The 15280-nt window shown below is 65.8% G+C and carries 7 protein-coding genes and 1 other RNA gene; 6 read left to right on the top strand and 2 right to left on the bottom strand.

Annotated elements, in window-relative coordinates; translation table 11 throughout:
• Window positions 1-123: 123 nt before the first annotated feature.
• Window positions 124-2949 (top strand): TrlF family AAA-like ATPase, encoded by a 2826-nt coding sequence (locus ACCQ05_RS18860; RefSeq protein ID WP_372392082.1) that lies wholly within the window; start codon window positions 124-126, stop codon window positions 2947-2949.
• Here ACCQ05_RS18860 and ACCQ05_RS18855 read toward each other — a convergent pair.
• On the bottom strand, window positions 2919-3143 hold the full coding sequence (locus tag ACCQ05_RS18855) for a hypothetical protein (protein ID WP_372392081.1): 225 nt from the start codon (window positions 3141-3143) through the stop codon (window positions 2919-2921). The genes ACCQ05_RS18860 and ACCQ05_RS18855 overlap by 31 nt on opposite strands.
• 378 nt (window positions 3144-3521) lie before the next feature.
• On the opposite strand from ACCQ05_RS18855, the gene ACCQ05_RS18850 reads away from it, so the two are divergent.
• Window positions 3522-6335, top strand: a complete 2814-nt coding sequence (locus ACCQ05_RS18850) for a TonB-dependent receptor plug domain-containing protein (RefSeq protein WP_372392079.1) — start codon at window positions 3522-3524, stop codon at window positions 6333-6335.
• Between the two features lie 61 nt (window positions 6336-6396).
• On the opposite strand, the gene yjjJ is transcribed toward ACCQ05_RS18850, so the two are convergent.
• Window positions 6397-7782, bottom strand: coding sequence for a type II toxin-antitoxin system HipA family toxin YjjJ (gene yjjJ, locus ACCQ05_RS18845; RefSeq protein WP_372392077.1), 1386 nt, complete (start codon window positions 7780-7782; stop codon window positions 6397-6399).
• Window positions 7783-8448: 666 nt separating this feature from the next.
• Here yjjJ and ACCQ05_RS18840 point away from each other — a divergent pair.
• From ACCQ05_RS18840 to ACCQ05_RS18825, 4 genes are all read left to right on the top strand, one after another.
• Complete coding sequence (locus tag ACCQ05_RS18840) at window positions 8449-9522, top strand: 3-deoxy-7-phosphoheptulonate synthase (protein WP_372392076.1); 1074 nt, start codon at window positions 8449-8451, stop codon at window positions 9520-9522.
• A 483-nt stretch (window positions 9523-10005) separates the two neighbouring features.
• Window positions 10006-12183, top strand: a complete 2178-nt coding sequence (locus tag ACCQ05_RS18835; protein ID WP_372392075.1) for a translocation/assembly module TamB domain-containing protein — start codon at window positions 10006-10008, stop codon at window positions 12181-12183.
• A 60-nt stretch (window positions 12184-12243) separates the two neighbouring features.
• A non-coding RNA gene (locus ACCQ05_RS18830) (sX9 sRNA) lies at window positions 12244-12319 on the top strand.
• Window positions 12320-12767: 448 nt separating this feature from the next.
• Entirely contained in the window at window positions 12768-15116 is a 2349-nt protein-coding gene (locus ACCQ05_RS18825; protein ID WP_506191556.1) for a hypothetical protein, read from the top strand.
• Window positions 15117-15280: the final 164 nt, after the last annotated feature.

Raw genomic sequence — 15280 nt, 5'->3', positions numbered from 1 at the left:
ACTGATCTGCCGTCGATAGAAGTAAGCGGAGTGAGCTCTTGTTCCAAGAGCTATGCCTGCGCTGGCAGGCGGATATAGGTTGAAATACAACACAAACCGACACATTAGCCAAGGAGAGCCCATATGACAGACTTCCCAGGAGCGCGCTGGTGGCGTTGTGATTTCCATAATCACACGCCGGCATCCAGTGACTACCGTGGCAACTTCGCCTACTCGGATCGTGATTGGCTTCTGGACTATATGCGTGCCGGTATCGACTGCGTTGCGATCACTGACCACAACTGCGGCGACCGCATTGATGCCTTGCGCGACGCACTGCTGGCCTTGGCCGCCGAGCAACCCGCGCACAGCGATTACCGACCACTAGTGTTGTTACCGGGCGTGGAAATTACAACCTCGGAGGGCTTGCACCTGCTGGCGATCTTCGACGTGGATGAGCCTGCCGACACCATCGGTCGGGTGCTGATCCGCATCGAGTGCCCGAAGGGCGTCAAGAACCACGACAAGCAGTGCGGAAAGAATGCGCTGGATACCATCGAGGCGATTCGCAAGGAAGGCGGCTTGGTCATTGCTGCGCATATCGATAGAAACAACGGCTTGTATGAGGTGCAGGCGGCGAGCTCGGCTAGTGGGGCGACGGTCTACAAGACACGCATGAAACCAAGAACACTGATCGGAATCCTGGCCGGAATCGATGCGGCCCAGGTGGTCGACGAAGACAGTCTCGCCATCGCCGCTCATCTGCCCGCGCTGCGCGAGCGGGTTGCGATCGTGGCCGGTTCCGATGCGCACAAGCCTGCGGATGCGGGGTCGGCCAGCACCTGGGTCAAGATGAGCCATCCCAGCCTGCCGGCATTGCGGATGGCGCTGGTGGACCACAAGGGTAACGTCAAGCGCTTCGACCCAATGCTACAAAATCCGAACCGCACGCCGTCGTTGTGGGTGCGCGGCGCGACCGCCGGCCCGCTGCAGCTGCGTCAGAATCCGCAACACGGGCCGCTGAATGTTGCGTTCAACCCTTGGTTTAACGCCGTCATCGGTGGCCGCGGCAGCGGCAAGTCCTCGCTGGTGGAACTGTTGCGCATCGCGCTCCGTCGGGATGTGGACCTAGCCGGCGATCGCGAAGGGCCGCTCACGCAAATCCACGAGGTATTCCAGAATTTCGTACTTGCCAATGACAAGGATGGCCGTGGTGCGCTGCGCTCGGACACCCAGATCCGTGTCGAACTGGAAAAGGACTGCCAGGCTTTGGCAGTGAACTGGGACAAGCGCTCCGGACTTACGACTGTCGAAGAGCGTGCCGACGGCGTCTGGTCGCCGGTGCCCGAAGCGATCGGCGATGACTATGTGCGCAGTCGCTTCCCGGTGACGGTGCTGAGCCAGAAGCAGATCTACGCGCTGGCCGAACAGCGCGGCTACCTGCTCGAGTTGCTCGACCGCCAGCCGCAGGTCGATAAAGCGCAATGGCAGCGGTGCTTCGACACGGCGCACCAGCGCTTCCTTGGCCTGCGTGCACAGGCGCGGCAGTTGGCACCGGATCTGAGTCAGCGCCCGGCGCTGGAAGCCGAATTGCGCGATACGGAGCGCAAGCTCAAAGCACTGGAACTCTCCCACCATGCAAGTAGCCTGCAAGCCTACCAGCGTGCACGGCGCCAGCTTAGCGCACAGCAGAACCTGCTCGCGCAGTGGCAACGCGACCTCGACGGCATGCGCCCCGTGATGGAAGACGCCGATCTGTTCCGGCGCATCCAATTGGAGGGGTTTGACCGCGGCATTGCCGAGGAAGCCGAGTTTCTGAGGCTGGTTGAGCAGGTCGGGTCAGAGCTGCGCCGCCAGTATCAGCAGATTCAGCAAGCGGTGGCGCAGATTGAGGCGACGCTGGCGGCGGCACCCATGCGTTTCGGCGCCCTTGGCTTGCAGAAGGGGATCGCGCAGGCACAGGCCGACTATCAGGCCCTGCTGGAGCGGTTGAAATCCCAGGGGGTGGAATCGCCTGATCAATATGCGGCGTTGGTCGCACGGCGGGAAGAGCTGCAGAAGGAGCTCGCGCGCCTGGACGCGCGTCAGCAGGAACAGGCGAGCTACCAACGGCAAGCGGATGATGTGATGGCAGAATTGGCGCAGTTGCGCCGTCAACTCAGCGACACCCGGCAGGCCTTCATTGAAACGATCAACCAACGCGCCGGGGACAGGATTAGCCTGAGCCTGTCCCGCTTCGGAAAGCCCGCTGGCGCCGAGGCCCGCTTTCGCGAATTGATCAAGCAGCCTACGGCATTCACCGAGGACATCTATGAGGTGCTCGATGGCGGTGCCAAGCGCGGTGTTCTGCATCGGTTGTTCAGCGCGCCGGCGGACTTTGAGAGCGAACTCGGTGCATTGAAAGCTGAGATCCTAAGCATGCGTCAGACGCCCGCCAAGCACGAGGATCTGTTGGGTGAGAAGGTCAACAAGCGCTTGCGCACACATCTCGAAACCCGGCTCGTCGAATCCGACGTCGACGAACTGCTGACATGGTTTCCGGAGGACGGTCTCGACCTGAGGTTCATGCAGAGTGGCAAGTTGCTCTCGGTGGATGGGGCGTCCGCAGGGCAGAAAAGTGCGGCCGTGCTTTCGCTGCTGCTGGCGTTCGGCGGCGAGCCGTTGATCGTGGATCAGCCCGAAGACGATCTGGACAATGCCATGGTGATGAACCTGGTTGTGAGCCAGATCCGTGCCAACAAGACGCACCGGCAATTGATCGTCGTCACCCACAACCCAAATGTCGTAGTCAACGGCGATGCCGAATGGGTCATCCCGATGCAATTCCACAAGGGCCAGATCGGGATGGATGCCGCCGGTGTGGGCGCCGTCTCCGAGCGCGGTACCCGTAACGCCATCTGCACCATCATGGAGGGCGGCGAGCAGGCGCTGCGCATGCGTTACCGGAAGATTCTGGAGGACATGGCATGAGCTTCGATTTCGCGGATGCGGCGCTTTTCAAAGCAGGTACGCTGAGAGGACTCTTTTTGCTTGAATTTAAACCAGTTGATGTTTCGCGTTGATGGAAACAGGCCAGCAATTTCGACGTCGGCAATTTTGCCGAAGACTTCGCGGCCCCCGCTGATTGCCGCGAAGGTGGCATGAGGGGCGATCTCAAGAATCAAATGCGCCAGCTCCCTGTACTATGGTCCCCAGCAACTTCAAAACCGAACACGCGTGTTAAAGGATGAGCCGCTCGCGCTTGCCTGTAAAAGGGAACACTGCGAGCCAAGGCCCTCCCAAAGGCAACCTCACATAACGGGGCGTTGACACCGATGTCATATCGGCTCTAGCCTCGCTGCGCAGGCGTTTGCGCCGAGCGGTCGGGGGGCCGTCGGACAAGGGGCAGCGGTGCATGCATCGCTGGCAGGCGTCGTTGCAGTGCACCGCCACGCCGGCCGTGTCCGGCTTCTCCCGGGGATCTTATGAACTGCCGCAGTCATCGCCTTGCCTTGTCGATTTCCGTGTCCCTTGCCACGACCGCCGCGCTCGCGCCGCCGCTCATGGCCCAGCAAACCGAAACGGATGCGCCGCGTGCCACATCCACGCTGGATGCGGTCAGCGTGACCGGTTCGCGCATCAAACGCGCGCAGGTCGAAGGCGCGCAACCGGTGGTCACCATCTCCGCGCAGCAGATCCAGCAGGAAGGCTTCGCCACCGTCTACGACGTGCTCAACAGCATGAACCAGCAGGGCTCGGTGGAAGCCGACACGCAGTGGGGATCGCACACGCCCAACGCCTCGCCGATCAACCTGCGCGACCTGGGGCCGGGCCGCACGCTGCTGCTGGTCAACAGCCGCCGCGTGGCCGATTACCCGCTGCCCTATGGCGGCGAAAGCAATTTCTCCAACTACAGCAACATCCCCGCCGCCGCAGTGGAGCGTATCGACATCCTTACCGGCGGCGCTTCGGCGATCTATGGTTCGGACGCGGTGGCCGGCGTGATCAACGTGATCCTCAAGCGCGACTACCAGGGCGACCAATTCCGCCTGCGCGGCGGTACCGCCACCGAGGGCGGGCGCGATACCTTCGACGCGTCCTGGGCCGGCGGACGCACCGGCGAGAACTGGAGCGTGACCTACGCGCTGCAGGCCACCCGGCGCGACCCGCTGAGCGGGCGCGATCGCCCGCAGATGGACGATTCGGACGATATGTCCTACTCCAACTGGACCGGCCAGAACCGCCGTTATGGCTTCAATCCGTTCACCGGTCTGAGCCTGGTCGACGCCACCACCAACGAGCGCCTGGCGCCGCCGGCCGGCACCTGCGCGCGCTTCGGCGGCGAGTTCATCGACGGCCAACGGCTGAGCTACAACCAGAACACCGGTGCGCTCACCGACGCCGGCAGTTACTGCGGCATGGCGCGCGATTACGGCGACTGGGGCCTGGTCACCGGCAGCGAGGATTACTCGGCCTATCTGTACGGCACCTGGAAGTTCGGTCAGGCCACCGAGGCCTGGGCCACGCTGTCGGCCAACCGCAGCATCGGGCGCTGGACTTACGACCCGCCGTATGTGCTGATCGGGCCGTTCCAGGATGCGCGCACCGGGCGCCAGTTGACTGCCATCCGCCAGCTCACCCGCCGCGAAGCCGGTGGCTGGGATCGCCTGGCCAACTACAACAAGGAGCAGTCCTGGGATCTGGGCGCCGGCCTGCGCGGAGTGTGGGCCGACCGCTTCGATTGGGAACTGAGCGTGGGCCGTTCGCGCTACACCGTGGACGAGTACATCCGCACCGTGGATACCGCGCGCGCTACCGAGTATTTTCTCGGCAGCCCGCTCGGCACCGGTGCGAGCGGAAATCCGATCTACGCGGTCAACGAAGCGCGCTGGTACACGCCGTTGTCCGGCAACGCGTACGACGAGCTGGTTGCCAAGTCGCATAACTCGGCCTATTCGTGGGTGAACCAGGCCGCTCTCAGCCTCAGCGGCGACGTGGTGCAGGGCTGGGCCGGGCCGATCCGCTTCGCCACCGTGGCCGAAGTCGCCAAGCAGGGCTATCAGCTCTCGCCCGACCCGTGCGCCAACGAGTGCTACCCGGTGGACGTGGTCGACAGCGGTGGCGGCGAGCGCCTGCGCAGCTCGGCCGGGCTGGAGTTCCAGATCCCGTTGCTGTCCACGCTCAGCGCCAATATCGCCGGCCGCTACGACCGCTACAGCAACTATCGTTCGTCTGCGGCCATCCAGACCGAGGTGGGCGAACAGAGCGACACCACCTGGAGCGCCGGCCTGGAGTGGCGGCCGGTGGACAGCCTGCTGGTGCGCAGCACCCTGGCCACCAGCTTTCGCGCGCCGGACATGCACTACGTGCTGGGCGAACCCAGCTCCACCAATCAGACGGTGATCGACCAGTACCGCTGCATCACCTCCGGCGCGTACCAGACCGGAGGCTGCAACGACGAGAACAGCAACATCTTCTACACCGTGGACGTGAACCGGCGCGGCACTCCGGACCTGCGCTCGGAAACCGGCCGCTCGTTCACCGGCGGGGTGGTGTGGGACATCGTGCAAGGCCTGTCGCTGAGCGTGGACTATTACCGCATCCGGCTGGAGGACATGATCAAGGACCTGGATCGCGACGAGATCCTGTCGGCCGAGGCCGGCTGCCGTACCGGTACCACCATCAGCGGCGGCGCCTGGAACAATCCCGGCGGCGCCGGCTACTGCGACACCATCACCTCGCGCGTGGCGCGCAATGCCGACGGCACCATCGCCAGCATCGAACGCGGACCGATCAACCTCGCGCAGATGGAAACCTCCGGCATCGACGCGTCGTTGAAATACCGGCTGAGCACGGCCGGCTGGGGCAACTTCCAGCTGTCGCTGGACTACAACAATCTGATCGCCTACCGCGAGCAGATCTACCGCACCGACAGCGACGAGAACCGCCGCGACGAACGCGTGCGCAGCCGCGTGCGTGGCAGCGTGCATTGGGACAACGGCGGCGCCTGGGACTGGACCGTGTACTTCCGCCGGCTCGGTTCGATGCGCGCGGTCAACTGGGGCACCTGCGCCCGTTTCGACGACGGCTACCAGCCCAGCGCTTCGGACCAGTGCCTGGTCACCGATACCGGCAACGTGAATCTGGGCCAGACCAGCAAGCGCTACTTCGGCCGCGTGGGTCCGGCGATCTACTGGAACCTCAGCACCGGCTACAGGATCACCGACCACGCCAAGGTCAATTTCTACATCAACAACGTGTTCAACGAAGTGGGCTACGAGAACAAGGAACGCTTCTACGGCTACGGCTTCTACAACACTACCTTGTTCAACCCGATCGGCCGCGAAGTGGCGGCGGAGTATGTGTTTACGTTCTGAGTGCGTGCAGTTGCCAGGTGCAGGCCACGGCATCGTCGCCGTGGCCTGCGTGGCGCCGCGATCAGGCAAGACGCGATGCGGTTCGGCGCAGGCTTGCCAACGCGCGCGTGGCGATGCCACGCATCTGATCGCTCAAGGCCGCGTCGTCGATGGAGCGCTGCCAGAACTGTTCGGCCATCTCCGCCGCGCGTCGCCATTGTGCGAATTGACCGACCGTGGGGGGTGGACTCTCGATATCCCTCGGCACGATTTCGCCACTGGACGCCGGCCGCAGCGCCATCGGCAACATGTCATACACCGGCGCGAGCCGCAGCGGCAACGTGTCGGCAAGAATCAGTGCTGCATTACCGAGATGCATGTCGGTGTTACCGATGAGCGTGCCGAACCAGCTGATCACCTCAAGACGCTCAGCATCTTCCGCACTCAGCCAACCGTCGCGCCGGAGCAGCGGCGCAAGCGCGCGCCAGGTTCCGATGTCCGATTGCCCATAGAACGCGGCGAATATCGCCATCAACGAAACAAAGCCGTGGCGGCCCAGCGTGGGGGTGCGATCGAAGCGTGTGGATTCGAGAAAGACGCGCTCACCGGCCTGCAGCCGCTGTGTCGTTGCGGCCGCGATGCCACCGGCAAGCAGCACCTGGTTGGCCAGATGCTCCATCTGCAGCAGGTCCGCCCAGCGCCGCCCGGCCGGCTGATCGATCCGGTCGGAGAACTTCACAATGACCGGGCGATACACGTCATGTTCGCGCAGCACGGCAGTGAACTTCGGTTGCTCGCCTGCAGCGGACGAACCGACGTCCTCGCCGCGCAGTGCGGCATCGGCGTGCTTGAGATACGCCTGCGGACGCGCTTGGATGTCGATGCACTCGGGCTGATCGATCGACGACAGTGCGCGAGTCAGCGCATGCTCGCCAACGAGCAGGTCGCCGAGCTGGTCGTGACCATCGGACAGCAGCGCGACGAGTGTGTCACTGGGCGACCACAGCATGAGATTTTCAGGCAGCCGCAACGGCCCGGAGACGCGACGTGCCAGATTGCGCCCGAGAAATCCCTGCGGGCGTTGGTCATCCAGAAACCAGGGCAGCGACTCGAACACACCCAGTTGCATCGGCGGATGCAGGAGCACCGGGTTTTCCTGCAGCAGCTCCACGAAGAAATGGTCGTGATGGAGTGCATGCAGCTGGCCCAGCGCCACAACGCGGGCATGGCTGTCGATGCGGTAGAGCGGCCAGGCGCGCGCGCCTCGCACCTCGCCCGCGGCGGCATAGCTGGTAGCGCGCGCGCTGCCGTAGCGCCGCACCGCCGTTCCTGCGGCGGCAACAAGACGAGAAAGGGTTGCCTTGCTCACGCCCAATCGTGCGGCAAGATCGGCGCCGCGCAACGGGCCGTTGACGCGCAGCGTGGCGACCAGGCGTTCTACTGCTTCGGGCAGGGGCATGCAGATCACCTGTGAAACGATTTATGAAACGATACTTCAGGACTAATTGCCCAGCAAGTTACTGAATTGCATGGGTAATAGCAGGCCATGGGATTGAATGAGACATCAGGGGTGAAACGATACTTCGATGCTCCCGAACCGGAGACAGAGGTGGGAGCGCAGCCCCGGGCAGGGCTCCAAGGCGGCAGCGAGGCCTTGGGAAAACAGCGCGCAGCGCGGCGCTGTTCATGTCGCAACTCCAGACGAGTTCCGCTTGCCGCCAGGATCTGGCCTGGACCGCCCAGCAACATCCCGTGATCCTGCCACCGCACGTAAGGCCATCGGCATGCCAGCAGCGGTCGGCGTGCGTCAGGTTGGCTTGGTCAGCCGTCGATGCCATATCTCCCGCTACCTGCCGCGGCACGCATCTGATTGCTCCGACGCACAGGGCTCGTTGCCGATGAAACAGTGGCATCGCGCAAAAACGCGTGGTATCAATGCATCCCATGAACGCACCCCGCAGCCAGTTTTATTTTTGGTACTACGGCTTTCCGATGCCGCTGGCGGAGGAAGGAGTGCGCTTACCCTGAAGGAGACTTCAGCAGCATTCCCGAAAAGCCGCCAGCGCACACTGGCGGCTTTTTTGTTGCCGCTTTGCCTGGCTTCCCCGATGCACCGCCGACCCGAGACAACGTTATGCCGCCTGTGACCGATGACCTGCGTATCCGCAAGATCGAAGCGCTTGCCCCCCCTTCCCAATTGCTGTCGCTGCTGCCCTGCGACGAGCGTGCCTCCGAGACCGTGACCCAATCGCGCGCCGCCCTGCACGCCATCCTGCAGGGGCGCGACGACCGCCTGGCAGTGGTGATCGGGCCTTGCTCGATCCACGACCCGGTGGCCGCAATGGAGTACGCGCAACGCCTGCGCCCGTTGCGCGACCAGTTCGGCGATGCGCTGGAGATCGTGATGCGGGTGTACTTCGAAAAGCCGCGCACCACCATCGGCTGGAAGGGCCTGATCAACGATCCGGACCTGGATGGCAGCTTCCAGATCAACAAGGGCCTGCGCGTGGCACGCGGCCTGCTGCGCGACATCAACAACCTGGGCCTGCCGGCCGGCGTGGAATTCCTGGACATCATCTCGCCGCAGTACATCGCCGACCTGGTGGCCTGGGGTGCGATCGGCGCGCGCACCACCGAAAGCCAGGTGCATCGCGAAATGGCCTCGGGGTTGTCGTGCCCGGTGGGCTTCAAGAACGGTACCGGCGGCGACGTCAAGATTGCGGTGGACGCGGTGGGCGCGGCCTCGCATCCACACCATTTCCTGGCCGTGACCAAGGACGGCCATACCGCGGTGGCGGCCACTGCCGGCAACCCGGATTGCCATGTGATCCTGCGCGGCGGCAAGGTGCCCAATTTCGATGCGGCCAGCGTGGAAGCGGCCAGCCAGGTGCTGAATAAATCAGGCCTGCCGGCGCGCCTGATGATCGATGCCAGCCACGCCAACAGCAGCAAGAATCCCCAGAACCAGCCCAAGGTGGTCGAGGACATCGCAGCGCAGCTGGAAGGCGGCGAAACGCGCATCGTCGGCGTCATGGTCGAAAGCCACCTGGTCGGCGGCCGCCAGGAACTGGTGCTGGGTTGCGAGCTGACCTATGGCCAGAGCATCACCGACGGCTGCATCGACTGGGACACCTCGGTGCAGGTACTGGACCGGCTGGCGACGGCGGTGCGCACGCGTCGGGCGCGCCGCATCGACGAGGCCGCATGAGGCAAGGGTGCAGGGTGCGTCGCGGGTGCCGGATGCGCCGATAAGGTCGTGCAGGCGCCGAGCGGATGGACGGTCCGCGCCGACTAAAAAAACGCCGGGCCGACTCCAGGAGCCGGCCCGGCGGATCGAACACACCACCCACGGTGACCTGTCGCTGCGGCGGCCAGGAGGGAGGGCGCCGTCTGCGCCGCAGACGAACAGGTGGCAACCTTATCCGCTGCGTACATGACCTGCGCATGTCGCTGTGTGGCGCACAAGGACATGCAGTTGCAGAAGGGTGAATCGCCCACCTCGCGCCCAGCAACGCCATGCGGTGGACGCCGCCGCTGCGCACCAGGTCTGCAGGCCCGGGATCCCGTGCAGGCGTGCCCCGCACCGCGATCGGGCGGGCGCACCCGAGAGCTGCCAGCCTGCGCCCGCATTCACGCTCCGGCGTCGGCGCACCCGCGATAGTGCGCGCAGACCTGTCTTGCGCCTGTGCCCATGCCCTCTCTTCGCGACCGCTTCCAGCGCTGGCCCCGGCCGTGGCGCCTTGCAGTGGTCGTGATGGCGACGCTGTACCTGCTCTACCTGCTGGCCGGCAACATCTATCTCAACACCCCGTTGTTCGATGCCAGCACCAACCGGCAGCCGCACAAGTTCACCATGCAGACCGGCCCGGCACTGACGCTGTTCCCGGGCGAGGTGATGGCCTGGAACGTGCGCATGCGCGGGCAGGCCAACCGCACCGTGTACGTCTTCCACGCCGATCGCGCGCATGCGCGCATCGCCTTGCTGGCCCTGTTCCGGCGCGAGGTGCGCCTGCCATGGCTGCATGCCACCAATGTCAGCGCGGAAGTGGAAACCTCCGACACCCCCATCCCGCCACCGCCGCGCGGCAACCGGGGCTGGACGCTGCGCTTCGATGCGATCACCAGCAACAGCATCCGCAGCGCGCGCCTGGGCAAGTTGCTGATCGCCGGCAAGGGGCGCGGCAAGGTCGGTTTCCTGAAGCAGCTCAAGGGCGGGCCATCGGAGTTGTTTCCCTCCGACGCCGGTTTCGAGGATGCGGTGGTCAGCTACGACGGCGTACAGGTCTTCAATGGCGCCCAGCTGGATGCGCAATTCCAGTTTCCGCGCCATTACCGCGACACCGCGCCCGGCCTGCGCAAGCTCGGCATCACCCAGGCGCGCCTGCAGCTGAAAGCCAGCACGGTGGCGCTGAAGATCGACACCGGTGCACCGCATGTGGACATCCGCAGCGGGCCGTCCGCGGCGCGGGTGGAGGCCGACATCGCGCTGGCCAACGGCGCGCTGCAGCCGGGCAGCCATGCGGTGTGGCGGCTGCCGTTGATGGCCGGCGTGGGGGCCACCGACCGCGGCATGCTCGCGCTGCAGCTGGACGTGGCACAGGACATCCGCGTGCAGGCGCGTCTGCCGCGCGATGAAGACACGGGGAGCGAGTTGCACGCCGACCTGCGCATCGCCGGCCGCAGCGTTCCGTTCGAGCAGCCGGCGCAGCTGCTGCCGCGTTTGTCCGGCCAGGTGCGGGGGCGCTGGAAGTTCGAATCGCTGAACTGGATCGCCGAGCTGTTCGTGCGCAAGCCGTGGTTCCAGCTGGAAGGCGGCGGGCTGGTCGAGGCCGACCTGCGGCTGGCGCAGGGGCGGCTGACCAGTGGCAGCAGTTTGGAGATTCCGCGCGTCGAAGCGGTGGCGCAGGTGTTCGATACGCGGCTGGCGGGTGTCGCCAACGCGCGTGGGCGCATCGACGACGCCGCCACGCCGCAGGCGCATCTGGACGTGCGCATCCCCACCTTCAAGGCCGCGCCGCGCGATGCGCCGCGGCAGGTGTTGCTGGACGGCCGCGACCTGCAGCTGGCCATGCATGGCGACGCCGAGCTGGCGCGCCTGCGCGACACGCTGAAGGCGCAGCTGCGTTTCAGCGATGCGCAGGTGCCCGACCTGACCGTTTACAACCGCTATTTGCCGGGCAACAACGTGCGCCTGCTCGGCGGGCGCGGCAGCCTGACCGGCGATGTCGCGCTCAACGCCTCCGGCGATGTGGGCAGCGGTCATGCGCATCTGCGCGGCCAGGGCGCACATCTGGCGTTGGCCGGCGTGCAGATGCGCGGCGACGCCGAACTGCAGGCGCAGCTGCAGCGTGCCGACTTCAAGAACAAGTTCTTCGACCTCAGCGGCACCCGCGTGCGCCTGCGCAACATGCGAGTGGGCGAAGACAGCGCCGACGCCGGCTGGTGGGGCGAGTTGCAGGTGGGTGCCGGCACCATCCAGGCCAGCGCGCCGTTCCAGCTGGATGCCGATGCCGCGTTGCACATGCGCGATGCCGCACCGCTGTTGTCGGTGTTCGCACAGCGCAGCGATTATCCGCGCTGGGTGGTGGGCCTGCTGGACTCGGGGCAACTCGATGCCACCGGGCGAGTGCGCTGGCGCAAGCGCCAACTCACCGTCGACGATCTGCATGCCGAAAACCAGCGCCTGTCCTTGCGTGCCCGCCTGACGCTCGAGGACGCACAGCGACGCGGCGATCTCTACCTGCGCTGGGGCGTGCTCGGTGCCGGCATCGAACTCGACGGCAAGCAGCGCCAATGGCATCTGGCTGGCGCGCGTCAGTGGTATGAATCGCAACCTGGCCTGTTGCCTGCGGTGTCCACGAGCAACTGAGAGCAGTTGGCAAAACGACTGCGCGGCCGCCAGGCGGGCGCGGTCGGTGCCCGGTGCGGCATGTACCACGCGTACACTGCGGTTCCTCCGCGCCGACCGCACCCACCCGACGACTGCTCGCTACGGTTTGTTGGCCGCTCCAAGGCGCACTCGATCGAGTGACGCGCGCATGTCCGCTTCGCCCCGAGCGCGATCCGTGTAGGGCGGTTGCTGGCAGGCCGGCATGGAATCGATGTTCGTGCGGATGATGCAGCGTTGCAGCGTATTGAAGGTGGCGCCACGCATCGCGTGGGCGTGGTGGGCTGGACGGGCACGGCAATGGTCGATCGATGCATCGGTGGGTGCTCGCCGTGTCGTCGGCCGCAACCACCAGCCCGCCCGGCGATATGCACGCGTCCACCATGCAAGCCGGGCGAGCTCATGCGGGCCGGCCCGCTGCGCACCGCACTCACGGCGCGCTTGCCACACTGCGCGGCGCCGCGTGCGCGGCCCTTGAGGAGCCTGCCGTCATGACGATGCCGCCTCGCGCCCGCTGGCGCGCCCTGCCGCGCGCGCTGCGCTGGCCAGTGCTGGCCGTGATCGCGCTGTACGCGGGCTATCTGTTGCTGGGCAACCTGCTGCTCAATACCCCGCTGGGACCGGCTGCGCTCAATCGCAAGCCGGAGACATTCGCCATGCAGTGGGGGACGGCGCTGACCTGGTGGCCGGGTCGGCTGGTGTTGTGGGACGTGGCGCTGCAGGGGCGCTCCACGCGTCAGCGCTGGACGGTCAGCGCCCGGCGCATGCGCGGGCAGATCCGGTTGCTGCCGCTGCTGCACCGCCAACTGCTGGTGCCGGAGTTGCAGGTGCATGGCGTGCGCGCCGCATTGCAGGCCACAACGCTGCCGGCAGCTGTGGCAAACGCATCTGCTGGCGCCACACCCTCTACACAGCGGCCCGTCGCTACCGCAGGCGCAACGTCGGAGAGATCCGCCGGGCAAGCGCGCACCACCGTCACCGCCGCACCTCCGGCATCCGCTGTCGCTGCAATGCCAACGGCATCGGGCAGCACAACCTTCGATCGGGCAGATGGCGCTGCTTTGCAGTCAACTACAACTGCTCGGCCGGGAACGCGCCCGCGTGCGGCCCAGCAGCCGGTGGCTCGCGCGTGGACGCTGCAGTTCGACCGCATCGATGCCGAGCAGGTGCAGGCGTTGTCGCTGCACCAGCTACACATCGAAGGGCAGGGGCAGGTGCAGTTGGGGGTGTTCAAGCAGCTGCGCGGCGGGCCGATGGAGCTGTTTCCCTCGCGCGCCAGCTTCGACAGTGCGCGTGTGCGATGGGGCCAGAGCGAAATGCTGCGCAACGGACAGCTTCGCCTGGACGCCAGTATCGCCCGGCACAGGCCCGATCAGGCGCGTGGGGTGGCGTTGCTGCAGCTCACCGATGCCTTGCTGGCCGTGCACGGCGACACCGCGGCGCTGGATGTCACGCGCAATGCGCAGGGGCGCCACCGCGTCGTGACCCGGCCGGGGAAGGGACGCGCAGACGGCGAGCTGCGCTGGGCGCGCGGTGCCCTGCAGCCAGGCAGCCAGTGGCACTGGCGCGCCCCCTTGCACGACAGCACCCGCGCACCGGCAGACTTGCTGGGCGAACTCACCGCGCAGCTGCAGGTGGATGAAGACATGCGCCTGAAGATCGCCATGCCCGAGCCGGCCGATGCCGGACTCACTATGGATGCGGATCTGCGCGTGCAGGGCAGGCAGGTACCGCTGGACGGTCTGCGCGCGTTGTTGCCGCGCACCTCCGGGCATGCCCGCCTGCATTGGCAGCTGGCCTCGCTCAGCTGGATTCCGGCGCTGTTTCCCGATGTGGATTGGCTCACCCTGGAAGGCGATGGCCTGGTGGATGCGGATCTGCGGATCGATCGTGGCCGCCTCGGTGCCGGCAGCCGCCTGCAGGTGCCGCATGTGCGTGCGCAGGTCGGCGTGATGGGCCATGCGATCGCGGGCCAGGCCAGTGCCGATCTGCGCGTGGCCGCCGATGCCAACGGCCAGTTGCTGCCCGCGCTCGCACTGCAGATGCAGCAGTTTTCGATTGCACATACCGATGCACCGGCACGTCCGTTCGTGCAAGGCCACGATCTGCGGCTGGACCTAAGCACACGTCTCGATGCGCGCAACCTGGCCAGCCTGCGCGATGCCACGCGCGCGCACCTGACCTTTGCCAACGCACGCGTGCCTGATCTGCGTGCCTACAACCGCTATCTGCCGCAACAACAACTGCGCTTCGATGGCGGCAACGGCGTGCTCAGCGGCAACCTGCAGATCGAACCGGGTGGACGGATCGGTACCGGTGGTTTGCGCATCGGTGCGCGTGCGGCGCGGCTGCAATTTGCCGGGCTTGCGATGCGTGGCGATGTGGATGCGGATCTGCGCCTGCAGCGCGGCGATCTGCGCGAGGAAACCTTTCGCCTCGATGCCAGTACCGTGCAATTGCGCAATGTTGGCTTCACCGGCCCGGATGGTCAGCGCCGCGATGGATGGTGGGCGCGCATCGTGCTGGACGACACGCGCATGCAATGGCGGCAGCCGATCGGCGTGGATGGGCGGGTGCGCATCCAGGTACGCGACCTGGCCTTCCTGATTGCTTTATATGCGCGCGACCGCTCGATTCCGGACTGGATGTTGCGGCTGGTGGATGCAGGCCAGGCGCAGGTGACTGGGCGCGTGCATTGGCAGGGCGAGACGGTGATCGTCGATCGGCTGCAGGCGCGCAACGATCGCTTCCAGGTCGATGCGCGCCTGCGTCTGCAGGGCCGCCAGCGCAGCGGCAGCCTGCTCGCACGCTGGGGCATGCTCAGTGCGGCGGTGGGCCTGCGCAACGACACGCCCGAATGGCATCTGTTGCGTGCGCCGCAGTGGTACCGGGCGCAGCCGGATCTGCTGCGGTGAGTACCTGCAGCGCCAGCATCATGTGAAGACAATTGAGCCAGTTCTGTACTGTCTGGTGTTGTTTTGCAGTGCAGCGTGCAAGTCGCATCCGGGGCGCGCACTATGATCCTGCATCCCGACGTGGGGGAGGGAGCAAAGCCCGCTGGCAGTTCGCTGCAAGCGGG

This window comes from Xanthomonas sp. NCPPB 3582 (genome assembly GCF_041475735.2).
Taxonomy (GTDB): domain Bacteria; phylum Pseudomonadota; class Gammaproteobacteria; order Xanthomonadales; family Xanthomonadaceae; genus Xanthomonas; species Xanthomonas codiaei.
Note: the sequence above shows the minus strand (reverse complement) of the source record. Positions and strands in the feature narration are given on the sequence as shown.